The following is a 12,202-nucleotide window of genomic DNA, read 5'->3' as shown; positions in this document are numbered from 1 at the left end:
CCTATCGCATATTTTCCACGTATTCCTTAATGGCTTCAGCCTGATTGTACTGGGTGTCTTTTGCACTGTATAGCAGTGTGACATTATGGCCATCGCTTTCTTTCTGGAGTGTTTCGAGGAGCTCTTTGTTCTCTTTGAGCTCTTTGAAATAGTCTTTCTTGAACGTTTCCCATTTGTCCGGATCGTGATTGAACCATTTTCTGAGATCATTTGAAGGAGCGAGTGATTTGTACCATTCATCATGGCCGAGATCTTCCTTTTTGATGCCCCTTGGCCATACCCCATCGACGAGGATACGTTTTCCGTCCTGGGATGAAGGGTCATCATAGACTCTTTTTGTTTTCAACATGATATCACCTCATTATGACTGTGCCCATTATGGTGTGGATGCAAACAAATAAAAAATAAAATGGATATACAATTGAAATTTTTATCCATTTTATTTAATGTATAAAGTAAATGAAGATACGTGGGGGATTACTATGAATATTAAAGGTGTAGATATCGGAGCAGGAATGCCGAAGGTGGTTGTATCCTTCTCGGGTAATTCAAAGAAAATGATTGATGAAGAAATGGAAGCGGCGAGGAGAAATACCAGTGCATTCGATATCCTTGAAATCAGAAGCGATGCATTTGATGCGTTGAGCCGTGAAGACCATGTAGGGATGGTTGAATATATCACGAGTCATATGGCTGGGTATCCGATCATTTATACTTATAGGACATTGAAAGAAGGTGGGAAAGGACAAAAGACGGCAGCTGAATATGAATCACTGCTTGCTGATGTGATGGAACGCTGCAACATCGATATGGTGGATATTGAATTTTTCATGTACGAAGACATCATCGATAACCTCGTCGCACGTGCAAAATCCAAGGGGATAGGCATCATCCTCAGTCAGCATGACTTTCAGGACACTCCCCACTTTGACGAAATGATGGCAACATATCGGGATATGCTCGAAAGCGGAGGAGACATTTTAAAACTGGCCTACCAACCGGGCGGGGGACGTGACGTCCTCAGCATATTGAGTGCAGTCCATGATGCCCGTCAACAGTTTGATTGCAGGGTGGTCGGCATCGCCATGGGGGAACTCGGAAAGATTACTAGGGTGGCCGGCGGAGTTTTCGGTTCATGCCTGACCTACGGTTACATACTTCACAAAGCTGCACCTGGCCAGATTCATGCAGAGGATCTGAAGGAAAACCTTAGGTTGTTTGAGGAAGGTAAATAAAAAAAGTGCCTCGGAAGGGCACTTTACTTGATTATATATTTGATTTCAGGAATTCCTGGACGGATTCAGGCGACTTGGCATCTGCAGAATGCAGGTGGGCGAGCTTCTTGCCATTTTGAAAAACGAGCAGGCTCGGAATCCCCATGACATCATTTTCATCTGCAGCTTCAGGCACATCATCCCGATTCAGCTCATACCAATCAATGTGATTGTATTCTTCCAAGATAGGGTCGATGAACATATTCATACGCGTGCAGTCCGGACACCAGTCCGCGAAAAACTTGATGATGATCTTATCATCACCTTGAATTTTTTGGCTGTAATCATCGTATGCAGTAATCGGCTTCATAATCATACTCCTTTATATATCGATATGTTTCAGTCTACCATCTTTTTTTATAATATGAAATTATGCCAGACCCCAACATCCATGGAAAATTTGAATGAAATATCTTATAATTGAACTATTGGAGGAAATTGATGACTATATTGTATGGATATCCAAAATGTACGACTTGCCGTAAGGCCAAAAACTTCTTGAAAGAGAATGATATCCCTTTTGAGGACATCAATCTCGTGAAAAATCCACCATCTGGAGAAAAAATATCGGAGATGGCTGAGAAATCCGGTAAAAGTTTGAACGAATTCTTTAATTCACGTGGGAAAAAATTCAAGGAGTTGAATCTTAAGACGCGCCTTGATACTTTATCCGACGATGAGAAGCTTAGCTTGCTGGAGGCGGACGGGCTGCTCATAAAACGACCATTACTCTATCGTGAAGAAACCATCCTGCTTGGTTTTAAAGAGGCAGAGTATAGGAGAACTTTTGACATGGATGATTAACCTTGCTTAAATGGCAAAGTATGTGAGAATATATATATGTATAAGAAAAAGGAGGTTTTTATTGTGGCATCACCAAAAGAATTCAAGTATTCAGAAGACCACGAATGGGTCAAGGTGGAAGAGGGCAAAGTAACACTCGGCATCACTGAGTTTGCACAATCAGAACTCGGGGACATCGTATTCGTCGAGCTTCCTGCTGAGGGTGACGATATTACAGTTGGGGAATCATTCGGTAGCGTAGAATCAGTTAAGACTGTATCTGAATTATATGCACCGGTAAGTGGTACAGTAGTAAAAATAAATGAAGAGCTGGAAGATAGCCCTGAACTCGTCAATGAATCTCCTTATGAAGAGGCCTGGATGCTTGTTGTCGAACTTTCCGACGATTCACAGGTCGATAAGCTGATGGATGCGGATGCTTATGATGAAATGGTGGACGCATAGAACACTTGAACTCTGGACAATGTCCAGAGTTTTTTTAAAACCTATCATGAACCAGAGGTGATGGCTGTGCATGTTTCTGATAAAATACTCATTGTAGAGGGAAAAACAGATAAGCACCGCATCAAGGAAGTACTTGTGGAACCTGTACATATAATATGTACGCATGGTACCATGGGAATCTCCAAATTGGATGACATTCTGGAAGAATCGAATGGCTCTGATGTCTATATACTGACCGATTCAGACAACGAAGGAAGAAAGATCAGGCAGTGGTTCAAAAGGCATATTAGCGAGGGCACGCACGTTTATATAGATTCGAATTATGGTGAAGTGAGCCGGTGTCCGCTCGATTATCTGGCGATGCTGCTCGCCCATCATGGATTTTACGTCGATGAAAGACTGCTCATGAAAGGTAAGTTCGAAAATGAAGAAATCCTCCGAAAAAATCGATATAATCAGTCATATTCAAGCTGAAGACACTTTCATCCTTTACTGCTACGCGCCAATTTGCGCCAATTGCAGGATTGCTGAAAAGATGCTGGACGTAGTAGCGGAGATGAAAAGTTTTTCCTATACAGCAGTGGATCTGAATTATGAAAAAGAATTGATTGAAAGATATCAGATCCGCTCTGCACCAGCACTTCTCCTTTTTAAAAATGGGGAGTTGAAGGAAGAAATCTATGCATTTCAATCCGTCCCCCATTTAACTGAAAAATTAGAAGAATTTTTTGTTGACGTCTAGACCGACTGGTGCTATTATGGTTAACAATCGAATAACAAGACTCTTATCAAGAGTGGTGGAGGGAAGTGCCCTATGAAGCCACGGCAACCGTCATTATGACAAGGTGCTAATTCACTAGATCTTAGGATCGAAGATGAGAGGCTGCGGATCATACCAGAAGCCTACTCATTTTTTGAGTAGGCTTTCTTATTTTTATAGGCAGGAGTGGAGCATGATGATAGACATAAAAAAAGCGACCAAGACATTTAAGACTAAAGCCGCAGATATAAAAGCAGTGGATGGGGTAGATCTGCATGTCCGTCAGGGCGAGATATTTGGGGTGATAGGCTACTCTGGGGCTGGGAAGTCCACACTGATCCGGCTGCTCAACGGCCTGGAGCAGCCAACTTCAGGCGATGTGGTGATCAGTGGAGATGCCCTCACCTCGATGACACGCCCTGCACTTCGGAGAAAACGTCAGAAAGTTTCTATGATTTTTCAGCATTTCAATCTTCTCTGGTCGAGGACGGTCGCCGAGAACATCAGTTTTCCGCTTGAAATTGCCGGTGTGCCAAAAAAGGAGCGTGAGAAGAGAGTCGCCGAACTGATTGCTTTGGTCGGACTGACAGGACGTGAAGACAATCATCCGAGCCAGTTGTCTGGGGGCCAGAAGCAACGGGTGGGGATTGCCCGTGCATTATCTAACCGTCCGGAAGTGCTGCTGTGTGATGAGGCGACAAGCGCGCTCGATCCGGAAACGACAGATGAGGTGCTTGAGCTGCTGGTCAGAATTCGGGATGAAATGGACTTGACTATTGTTCTGATTACCCATGAAATGCATGTGATCCGTAAAATCTGTGATAGAGGTGCTGTCATGGAAAACGGTAAGGTAGTTGAAACAGGCCCGATTATAAAATTATTCCAGAACCCTGAACATAGCGTGACGAAACGATTTGTTAAAGACGATATCAATGACGAAGAATCAGCACTGTCTTTTGAAGAGGTAAAAGAGATGTTCCCAGCTTCCAAGATTTTGAAGCTTGGATTTGTCGGGTCCCAGTCCAAGGCGCCTATCGTTTCCCAAGTCATCAAAAAATACAACTTGGACTTGAATATATTATCTGGCAACATCAAACGGACCAATAACGAATCCTACGGTCACCTCTACGTTGCCATAGAAGTAGATGAAGAGAAGTTGGGATTTCTTGGTGAGGAGCTTGCTGAGCACGATGTAACAGTGGAGGTGGAGCAACAATGACGGATTTTGTGACAGCATTCCAGGAAATGATTTCTTTTGAGAATGTCAGATGGGGGAATGTGTGGACGGCTACACAGGAAACTCTCTATATGACGATAGTTTCAACCGCGTTCACCTTTGTCTTCGGCCTGATCCTAGGCATCATCCTATTCTTGTCATCCAAGAAAGAGCATGCAGCAAGTGCACCAATTTATGGCGTAACGGCTTTCCTCGTCAATTTGTTCAGGGCTATACCGTTCATAATATTAATCATATTGCTGATACCATTCACTAAAGTGTTGATGGGTACCATCATGGGCTCCCAAGGTGCCCTGCCGGCGTTGATCATTGGAGCGTCCCCCTTCTATGCAAGGCTTGTGGAAATAGCGCTGAAAGAGATTGACAAAGGTGTAATTGAAGCAGCGGAGTCCATGGGGGCAAGCACTTGGACAATCATCAGGAAAGTGCTCCTGCCGGAATCTCTGCCGGCTTTGATATCAGGAATCACAGTCACAGCGATCATGCTGGTCGGTTCCACTGCCATTGCAGGAGTCATCGGAGCCGGCGGGCTGGGCAACCTTGCCTACATGGTCGGTTTCACTAGAAGCCAGAGTGATGTCACTCTGGTCGCAACGATAATAATATTGGCGATCGTTTTTATCATCCAGTTCATTGGGGATTTCACCGCCAAAACTGTGGATAAAAGATAGCCATCATTATAAATACATTTGGAAAGTAGGAATTAATCATGAAAAAATATCTATTGTTTTTTAGCCTGCTGGCATTTGCAGTTCTCCTGACAGCATGCGGTGGTTCCAAAGATGCCGTTTCAGATGACAGCGAGGAAAGTGCAGAGAATGCTGAAACAAGTGAAAAAGAAGAAACTGAAGAGGCTGGCGGAAAACTCTCGATAGCTGCTTCTCCCGCCCCACACGCCGAAATCCTTGAAAAGGCAGCCAGTCTGCTTGAATCAGAAGGGATCGAACTTGATATTTCAATCGTCAATGACTACACTACCCCAAACCGTCTTTTAGCGGATGAGGAAGTCGATGCAAACTACTTTCAGCACACACCGTATCTTAAAACGGAAAAGGACTCCCATGATTATGATCTAGAAAGTGCAGGGAACATTCATATAGAACCTATGGCCGTCTATTCGAAAGACTATGATGCCCTAGAAGACTTGCCAGAGGGCGCAACCATCCTCGTTTCCAACAACCCGGCTGAAGAGGGGCGTTTCCTGTCATTCTTTGTAGACACAGGACTGATCGAAATCGAAGAAGGCATCGATATTGAAGATGCAACATTTGATGACATCACCAAAAATGAAAAGAATTTCGAATTCAACAATCAGACAGCACCAGAACTGTTGGTTGAAATGTACAATAATAATGAAGCGCCTGCAGTAATCATCAATTCCAATTTTGCGCTTGACGGAGGCTTGAATCCAGTGGATGATTCAATCGCCATTGAAGAGGGCGATTCTCCATATGCGAATTTGGTGGCAGTACGTTCAGGAGATGCAGGACGCGATGATATAAAGAAATTGATTGAAGTGCTGCAAGGGGAGGAAATCAAACAATTTATCGAAGACAACTATGAAGGAGCAGTCATCCCGGCAGAGTAGCCACAGTAGCGACAGCATAGGCTGTCGCTTCTTTAATTGAGAAAATGCCCCGCTCATTTTCAATGGAGCACTTTTTTTGAAGCAGAAACATGTATAAAGCATATGATGTTACATATATTAAGAATAAGGGTAAAAGTATACTGAATAAAATACGGTCTACAGGAGGGGTAAAAATGAACAGCGAAGAAAAGGGAGTGTTCGACAAATCCATCGTCATGGTTTCATTTCTAGTTGCGGCTTTTACTGCAGTAATCGGCCCAATCATCCTATGGGTGTTGAAGAAGGATGAGGATAAGGCGACGGGAGAGGCATTGAGGGTGGTGGCCAACTTCGGTCTTTCATACACGATCTATATGTTTGTAGCCTGGTTGACGTCATTCATACTGATTGGTCTGATCCTAGGACCTATTTTGACCATCGCATTCTACGTATTCATCGTAATCGGAGCCATTAAAGCAAATGAAGGGGAAATCTACAAGCCGCCATTCACCTTGGACATCATAAAATAGAAGTCATTCTGCTTATCCCCCACGACCCGCATCGGTCGTGGGGTCTATTTTTGTCCATATACATGTTTGGGAGGGTGCAAAGGTTTAAAGTCGGGGGAGTTTACGTTATAATGTAGGAGTGTTGGAAAACCCTTGCTAGTCTTTGACTATTAATTGGAATTATTATAAACTAGTAAGGAGAAATAAATTATAAAATAATCTGTTGGAGGGTAATATAAATGGCATCTGTTCTAGAAATCAAGGACCTGCATGTTGAAATCGAAGGTAAGGAAATTCTCAAAGGTGTGGATCTCGTATTGAAGCAAGGTGAAATCCACGCTGTAATGGGGCCAAACGGTACAGGTAAATCCACGCTTGCCCAGGCGATCATGGGTCACCCAAGGTATGAAGTGACTCAAGGCGAGGTGCTTCTCGATGGTGAAAACGTACTTGAGATGGAAGTGGACGAACGTGCCCAAGCAGGCCTGTTCCTCGGCATGCAATATCCATCAGAGATTTCCGGTGTAACCAACTCTGATTTCCTGCGTTCTGCTATCAATGCACAGCGTGAAGAGGGCGATGAGATTAATTTGATGCAGTTCATCAAAAAATTGGACAAGAACATGAACCACCTAGAGATGGATCTGGATATGTCCACACGCTACCTTAACGAAGGTTTCTCCGGTGGTGAGAAAAAACGCAACGAAATCCTCCAGCTTATGATGCTCCAACCGAAATTCGGCATACTGGATGAAATCGACTCTGGCCTTGATATCGATGCGTTGAAAGTTGTATCCAAAGGAATCAATGAAATGCGCGGAGAGAACTTCGGTGCGCTGATCATCACCCACTACCAACGTCTGTTGAACTATATCGAGCCCGACCATGTCCACGTAATGATGCAGGGCCGTGTCGTCAAGTCAGGCGGCGCAGAGTTGTCTAAACGCCTAGAAGAAGAGGGTTACGACTGGATTAAGGAAGAACTCGGCATCGAAGATGAAACAATTGCTGCAGACGCAGAATAAGACAGGAGGATGACCATGGCTACTGATTTGAATGAATATGTTATCAATGCTGATGAAGTTCTTTCACGTGCAAAGGAACGCGGTGAGTCTGAACTGCTGATCAGCAAGAAGAAAGAAGCACTCGATAAAATTGAAGCGCTTGAAATGCCAAAACCGGATAAGACCAAAATCAATAGATGGGACTTCTTCACGAACTCCAAGCCCGTAGTGGACAGCGATGTCTACAGTTCGCTTGAAGAATTGCCTGAAGCGGTCAAAAATCTTCTTGACCAGGAGCATACTAAAAACATCTATGTTCAGCACAATAATACGCCTGCCTTCCTTCAGGTTTCTGATGAACTCCTCGACCAGGGCGTGATTATAGAAAATATAATTGAAGCGAGCGAGAACCACAGGGAATTGGTTGAAAAATACTTCATGACTGAAGGCGTTAAGATAGATGAGCATAAACTCGCAGCTTACCATGCAGCAATGCTGAATGGCGGATTGTTTGTATACATCCCCAAAAATGTGCAGGTGAAAGACCCTGTACAGATGGTAGTCCTTCATGATGATGAAGAAGCATCGTTCTTCAACCATGTATTGATTGTAGCTGACGAAGGTTCCGAATTGACTTATGTGGAAAACTATTTGTCTACAGTCGAACACTCTAAAGAACAGTTCAATATCATTTCTGAAGTCATTGCAAAAGATAATGCGAAAGTCACATATGGTGCAGTCGATTTCCTGACTGAAGGATTTACAGGCTACAACAACCGACGTGGTATAGTCGGTAGGGATGCACTTATAGATTGGGCATTGGGCCAGATGAATGACTCCAGTGCAATCATAGACAACACAACATATCTGATGGGCGACAACTCAAAATCAGATTTGAAGACTGTTGTTGTTGGCCGCGGAGAACAGGTGCTCAACTTCACTTCGCAGATCATCCATTACGGCAAAGATTCAGAAGGCCATATATTGAAGCATGGTGTAATGAAAGATAGTGCAACTAGCATCTTCAATGGTATAGGGTACATTAAACACGGCGCAACACGCAGCGATGCACAGCAGGAATCAAGGGTGCTTATGCTGAGTGAACGCGCAAGGGGTGACGCGAACCCGATTCTCCTGATAGATGAAGATGATGTTACTGCAGGCCATGCGGCATCTGTCGGGCGTGTAGACCCGCTTCAGATGTTCTATCTCATGAGCCGTGGCATATCCAGAAGAGAAGCTGAAAGGCTCGTTATCCACGGTTTCCTGGATCCAGTCGTACGCGCTCTGCCGATAGAATCCGTCAAGAACCAACTCAGGGATGTTATTGAACTGAAAGTACTTTCAAAATAAGCTTTAAAGGGGTTTTCCCGAATGAACGTGAATGATATCAGAAAGGATTTCCCAATCCTTGATCAGCAGGTCAACGGCAAAGACCTCATCTACCTGGATACATCAGCGACGAGTCAGACACCGTCGGTTGTCATCGATGCGATGACCGAATATTACCAGTCATATAACTCGAATGTTCATCGGGGTGTCCATACACTTGGGACTCATGCAACTGAAGGTTATGAACAGGCCAGGATGAAAGTGAAATCCTTCATCAATGCCAAACGGTTCGAAGAGATTATCTTTACTAGAGGCACCACTGCAGCAATCAATCTTGTAGCACGGAGCTTCGGTGATATGATCATTGAACCGGGTGATGAAATTGTAGTGACTGAAATGGAACACCACGCTAATATTGTCCCATGGCAGGAGCTCGCCAAGCGGACTGGGGCTGAACTGAACTTCATCCCGATGGCAGCGGACGGCACATTGACCAAAGACAGTGTCGAAGCCACTATCGGCGATAAGACGAAGATTGTCGCAGTCACGCATGTGTCCAATGTGTTGGGGACGATCAACGATATCAAAAGCATCGCTGAAACGGCCCATAATAACGGTGCCTATATTGTAGTCGATGGTGCGCAGGCAGTGCCTCATATGACGGTTGATGTACAGGATCTGGATGTTGATTTCTATGCGTTCAGCGGGCATAAGATGCTTGGCCCAACCGGTATCGGCGTCCTTTACGGCAAAAGTGAACTCCTTGACGAAATGCCGCCCATAGAATATGGTGGCGATATGATCGATTTCGTCGATCTCAGAACATCCACTTGGACAGATTTACCTGTGAAGTTCGAAGCTGGTACGCCGATGATTGCTGAAGCAATTGGTTTGGCCGCTGCTATCGACTATATAAGGGAAATCGGTCCGGAAACGATTCTGGCTCACGAAAAAGAACTTGCGGACTACGCCCTTTCGCGGATGAAGTCATTGGAGGGCATAGAAATCTATGGTCCGGATTCCCGTGCCGGGTTGATTACATTCAACTTGACCGATGTGCATCCACATGATCTTGCGACCGCCCTTGATTCAGAAGGGATTGCAGTCAGAGCGGGCCATCATTGCGCGCAGCCACTTATGAAATGGCTGGGCGTATCATCTACAGCACGCACGAGTTTCTATATATACAACACGAAAGAAGAGATTGACAGCTTGATCGAAAGCCTTAAGCGTACGAAGGAGTTTTTCTCTTATGAATTTTAATAACCTGAATCAACTATACCGGTCAGTCATAATGGACCACTATAAGAACCCACGCAATAAAGGGGTCATTGAGAACGGTACAATGACGATAGATATGAACAACCCAACATGCGGAGACCGCATTCGTCTTACGTTGAACGTCGTCGATGAAATAGTCGAGGATGTCAAGTTTGATGGCGAGGGCTGTTCCATTTCAATGGCCAGTGCCTCCATGATGACTGAATCGATCACCGGTAAAAATATCAATGAAGCACTTGCCATGGGGGATGAATTCAGCAAGATGATGTTGGGTGAAGACTATGATATCACTGAAGATATGGGTGATATCGAAGCGCTGTCCGGAGTCACCCAATTCCCGGCACGTATCAAATGTGCCACACTATCTTGGAAGGCCCTTGAAAAAGGCGTCAAATCCTCTGACAGCAAACTATGAGAAGGAGTGAGTTGAATGGCTAAACAAGAACTAGAAATGGAAGATTACAAATACGGTTTCCATGATGAAGATGTCTCCATTTTCCGTTCGGACCGCGGTTTGACAGAAGAAATAGTAAGAGAGATTTCGAACATGAAAGAAGAACCGCAATGGATGCTGGACTTCCGTCTCAAATCATTGGAACATTTCTATAGAATGCCAATGCCGACATGGGGCGGAGATCTTTCAGAATTGAACTTTGATGAAATCACGTACTACGTGAAACCTTCTGAACAGTCAGAGCGTTCATGGGACGAAGTTCCAGAAGAAATCAAACGTACTTTCGATAAATTGGGTATCCCAGAAGCAGAACAGAAATACCTTGCGGGTGTTTCCGCACAGTATGAATCAGAAGTGGTCTACCACAACATGGAGCAGGATCTGGAAGATAAAGGTGTAATCTTTAAAGATACAGATTCCGCACTCCGTGAAAACGAAGACCTCTTTAGGGAATACTGGGCAACAGTCATCCCACCGACAGACAACAAATTCTCGGCGCTCAACTCTGCAGTATGGTCAGGTGGTTCATTCATCTATTGTCCACCAGGCGTTAAACTCGATACGCCACTCCAGGCATACTTCAGGATCAACTCTGAAAATATGGGACAGTTTGAACGTACCCTGATCATCTGTGATGAAGGATCAAGCGTTCACTATGTAGAAGGTTGTACAGCGCCTGTCTATACGACGAATTCCCTGCACTCGGCTGTTGTTGAAATCATCGTCAAAAAAGATGCCTACTGCCGTTATACCACAATCCAGAACTGGGCTAACAACGTGTATAACCTTGTTACGAAACGTACATTCGTCGATGCCAATGGTACGATGGAATGGGTAGATGGCAACATTGGGTCTAAGATTACAATGAAGTATCCTTCAGTCTTCCTAAAAGGCGAAGGTGCACGCGGAATGACGCTCTCAATCGCGCTTGCAGGTAAAGGACAACTGCAGGATGCCGGAGCTAAAATGATTCACCTGGCGCCTAACACATCATCTACAATCGTTTCCAAATCGATTGCAAAGCAAGGTGGTAAAGTGTCCTACCGTGGCCAAGTCCACTTTGGAAGAAAAGCCACTGGTGCACGTTCCAACATCGAGTGTGACACACTCATCATGGATAACGAGTCTACATCAGACACAATTCCTTACAACGAAATCCTAAACGATAACATCTCCCTCGAGCATGAGGCTAAAGTTTCCAAAGTTTCAGAAGAGCAACTCTTCTACTTGATGAGCCGCGGAATTGGAGAAGAGGAAGCGACAGAGATGATTGTCATGGGCTTCATCGAACCATTCACGAAAGAACTGCCTATGGAATATGCAGTTGAGATGAACCGCCTGATTTCATTCGAAATGGAAGGTTCCATCGGTTAATATCAGTAACAACAAAAAAAGCCTTATCACCAATGTGATTTGACCCCCTCCAGGTTTACAGATGAAATAAAACATCTGTAAACCTGGAGGGGGTTCTTTTATGACTGACAAATATTATTCATTTGAAGAAAAGCTGAAAATGATTCAGGAATTGAGGGTAGG

The 12,202-nt window shown here is 44.4% G+C and carries 16 protein-coding genes and 1 riboswitch; of the genes, 14 read left to right on the top strand and 2 right to left on the bottom strand.

Going from position 1 to position 12,202, the window contains the following annotated elements; translation table 11 throughout:
• Nucleotide 1: 1 nt before the first annotated feature.
• Entirely contained in the window at nucleotides 2-349 is a 348-nt protein-coding gene (locus ABD734_RS11460; protein ID WP_344704444.1) for a DUF488 domain-containing protein, read from the bottom strand.
• A 133-nt stretch (nucleotides 350-482) separates the two neighbouring features.
• On the opposite strand from ABD734_RS11460, the gene aroD reads away from it, so the two are divergent.
• On the top strand, nucleotides 483-1,235 hold the full coding sequence (gene aroD, locus ABD734_RS11455; RefSeq protein ID WP_344704442.1) for a type I 3-dehydroquinate dehydratase: 753 nt from the start codon (nucleotides 483-485) through the stop codon (nucleotides 1,233-1,235).
• Between the two features lie 31 nt (nucleotides 1,236-1,266).
• Here the strand turns inward: aroD and ABD734_RS11450 are convergent, their stop codons facing one another.
• Nucleotides 1,267-1,584, bottom strand: a complete 318-nt coding sequence (locus ABD734_RS11450) for a thioredoxin family protein (RefSeq protein ID WP_344704440.1) — start codon at nucleotides 1,582-1,584, stop codon at nucleotides 1,267-1,269.
• 131 nt (nucleotides 1,585-1,715) lie between these two features.
• Here ABD734_RS11450 and ABD734_RS11445 point away from each other — a divergent pair, with 131 nt between their 5' ends.
• From ABD734_RS11445 to sufB, 13 genes are all read left to right on the top strand, one after another.
• Nucleotides 1,716-2,078 (top strand): Spx/MgsR family RNA polymerase-binding regulatory protein, encoded by a 363-nt coding sequence (locus ABD734_RS11445; RefSeq protein ID WP_344704438.1) that lies wholly within the window; start codon nucleotides 1,716-1,718, stop codon nucleotides 2,076-2,078.
• 36 nt (nucleotides 2,079-2,114) lie between these two features.
• Nucleotides 2,115-2,522 carry a glycine cleavage system protein GcvH gene (gene gcvH / locus ABD734_RS11440; RefSeq protein WP_425568428.1) on the top strand — a complete coding sequence of 136 codons (408 nt, stop codon included), beginning with the start codon at nucleotides 2,115-2,117 and terminating at the stop codon, nucleotides 2,520-2,522.
• A 60-nt stretch (nucleotides 2,523-2,582) separates the two neighbouring features.
• Nucleotides 2,583-2,996 (top strand): toprim domain-containing protein, encoded by a 414-nt coding sequence (locus ABD734_RS11435; RefSeq protein WP_425568427.1) that lies wholly within the window; start codon nucleotides 2,583-2,585, stop codon nucleotides 2,994-2,996.
• Nucleotides 2,947-3,264 carry a thioredoxin family protein gene (locus ABD734_RS11430; protein ID WP_344704433.1) on the top strand — a complete coding sequence of 106 codons (318 nt, stop codon included), beginning with the start codon at nucleotides 2,947-2,949 and terminating at the stop codon, nucleotides 3,262-3,264. The genes ABD734_RS11435 and ABD734_RS11430 overlap by 50 nt, the downstream gene beginning before the upstream one ends.
• A gap of 40 nt (nucleotides 3,265-3,304) precedes the next feature.
• Nucleotides 3,305-3,404, top strand: a riboswitch (SAM riboswitch).
• A gap of 74 nt (nucleotides 3,405-3,478) precedes the next feature.
• Complete coding sequence (locus ABD734_RS11425) at nucleotides 3,479-4,501, top strand: methionine ABC transporter ATP-binding protein (RefSeq protein WP_344704653.1); 1,023 nt, start codon at nucleotides 3,479-3,481, stop codon at nucleotides 4,499-4,501.
• Nucleotides 4,498-5,190, top strand: a complete 693-nt coding sequence (locus tag ABD734_RS11420) for a methionine ABC transporter permease (protein ID WP_344704431.1) — start codon at nucleotides 4,498-4,500, stop codon at nucleotides 5,188-5,190. Before ABD734_RS11425 ends, ABD734_RS11420 begins: the two co-directional genes overlap by 4 nt.
• Nucleotides 5,191-5,228: 38 nt before the next feature.
• Entirely contained in the window at nucleotides 5,229-6,107 is an 879-nt protein-coding gene (locus ABD734_RS11415) for a MetQ/NlpA family ABC transporter substrate-binding protein (protein ID WP_344704429.1), read from the top strand.
• A 173-nt stretch (nucleotides 6,108-6,280) separates the two neighbouring features.
• Nucleotides 6,281-6,616, top strand: a complete 336-nt coding sequence (locus tag ABD734_RS11410; protein WP_344704427.1) for a DUF4870 domain-containing protein — start codon at nucleotides 6,281-6,283, stop codon at nucleotides 6,614-6,616.
• 218 nt (nucleotides 6,617-6,834) lie between these two features.
• Complete coding sequence (gene sufC / locus ABD734_RS11405) at nucleotides 6,835-7,620, top strand: Fe-S cluster assembly ATPase SufC (RefSeq protein ID WP_344704425.1); 786 nt, start codon at nucleotides 6,835-6,837, stop codon at nucleotides 7,618-7,620.
• Nucleotides 7,621-7,635: 15 nt separating this feature from the next.
• Nucleotides 7,636-8,952 (top strand): Fe-S cluster assembly protein SufD, encoded by a 1,317-nt coding sequence (sufD, locus tag ABD734_RS11400; RefSeq protein WP_425568425.1) that lies wholly within the window; start codon nucleotides 7,636-7,638, stop codon nucleotides 8,950-8,952.
• A 21-nt stretch (nucleotides 8,953-8,973) separates the two neighbouring features.
• Nucleotides 8,974-10,194, top strand: a complete 1,221-nt coding sequence (locus ABD734_RS11395; protein WP_344704421.1) for a cysteine desulfurase — start codon at nucleotides 8,974-8,976, stop codon at nucleotides 10,192-10,194.
• Nucleotides 10,184-10,627, top strand: coding sequence for a Fe-S cluster assembly sulfur transfer protein SufU (gene sufU / locus ABD734_RS11390; protein WP_344704419.1), 444 nt, complete (start codon nucleotides 10,184-10,186; stop codon nucleotides 10,625-10,627). Before ABD734_RS11395 ends, sufU begins: the two co-directional genes overlap by 11 nt.
• Before the next feature lie 15 nt (nucleotides 10,628-10,642).
• Nucleotides 10,643-12,040, top strand: a complete 1,398-nt coding sequence (gene sufB / locus ABD734_RS11385) for a Fe-S cluster assembly protein SufB (protein WP_344704417.1) — start codon at nucleotides 10,643-10,645, stop codon at nucleotides 12,038-12,040.
• The last annotated feature ends 162 nt before the right edge of the window (nucleotides 12,041-12,202 follow it).

This window comes from Salinicoccus jeotgali, assembly GCF_039538805.1.
GTDB classification, from domain to species: Bacteria; Bacillota; Bacilli; order Staphylococcales; family Salinicoccaceae; genus Salinicoccus; species Salinicoccus jeotgali.
The sequence above is the reverse complement of the archived record's forward strand: the minus strand, read 5'-3'. Positions and strand labels throughout refer to the sequence as shown.

What these genes read in the sequence shown, in the direction of transcription:
- sufD (WP_425568425.1), top strand. Translation starts at nt 7,636, where the DNA reads ATGGCTACTGATTTGAATGAATATGTTATCAATGCTGATGAAGTTCTT.
- ABD734_RS11435 (WP_425568427.1), top strand. Translation starts at nt 2,583, where the DNA reads ATGGCTGTGCATGTTTCTGATAAAATACTCATTGTAGAGGGAAAAACA.
- ABD734_RS11395 (WP_344704421.1), top strand. Translation starts at nt 8,974, where the DNA reads ATGAACGTGAATGATATCAGAAAGGATTTCCCAATCCTTGATCAGCAG.
- sufC (WP_344704425.1), top strand. Translation starts at nt 6,835, where the DNA reads ATGGCATCTGTTCTAGAAATCAAGGACCTGCATGTTGAAATCGAAGGT.
- ABD734_RS11415 (WP_344704429.1), top strand. Translation starts at nt 5,229, where the DNA reads ATGAAAAAATATCTATTGTTTTTTAGCCTGCTGGCATTTGCAGTTCTC.
- ABD734_RS11425 (WP_344704653.1), top strand. Translation starts at nt 3,479, where the DNA reads ATGATAGACATAAAAAAAGCGACCAAGACATTTAAGACTAAAGCCGCA.
- sufU (WP_344704419.1), top strand. Translation starts at nt 10,184, where the DNA reads ATGAATTTTAATAACCTGAATCAACTATACCGGTCAGTCATAATGGAC.
- sufB (WP_344704417.1), top strand. Translation starts at nt 10,643, where the DNA reads ATGGCTAAACAAGAACTAGAAATGGAAGATTACAAATACGGTTTCCAT.
- ABD734_RS11420 (WP_344704431.1), top strand. Translation starts at nt 4,498, where the DNA reads ATGACGGATTTTGTGACAGCATTCCAGGAAATGATTTCTTTTGAGAAT.
- aroD (WP_344704442.1), top strand. Translation starts at nt 483, where the DNA reads ATGAATATTAAAGGTGTAGATATCGGAGCAGGAATGCCGAAGGTGGTT.
- ABD734_RS11445 (WP_344704438.1), top strand. Translation starts at nt 1,716, where the DNA reads ATGACTATATTGTATGGATATCCAAAATGTACGACTTGCCGTAAGGCC.
- ABD734_RS11460 (WP_344704444.1), bottom strand. Translation starts at nt 349, where the DNA reads ATGTTGAAAACAAAAAGAGTCTATGATGACCCTTCATCCCAGGACGGA.
- ABD734_RS11430 (WP_344704433.1), top strand. Translation starts at nt 2,947, where the DNA reads ATGAAGAAATCCTCCGAAAAAATCGATATAATCAGTCATATTCAAGCT.
- gcvH (WP_425568428.1), top strand. Translation starts at nt 2,115, where the DNA reads ATGTATAAGAAAAAGGAGGTTTTTATTGTGGCATCACCAAAAGAATTC.
- ABD734_RS11450 (WP_344704440.1), bottom strand. Translation starts at nt 1,584, where the DNA reads ATGAAGCCGATTACTGCATACGATGATTACAGCCAAAAAATTCAAGGT.
- ABD734_RS11410 (WP_344704427.1), top strand. Translation starts at nt 6,281, where the DNA reads ATGAACAGCGAAGAAAAGGGAGTGTTCGACAAATCCATCGTCATGGTT.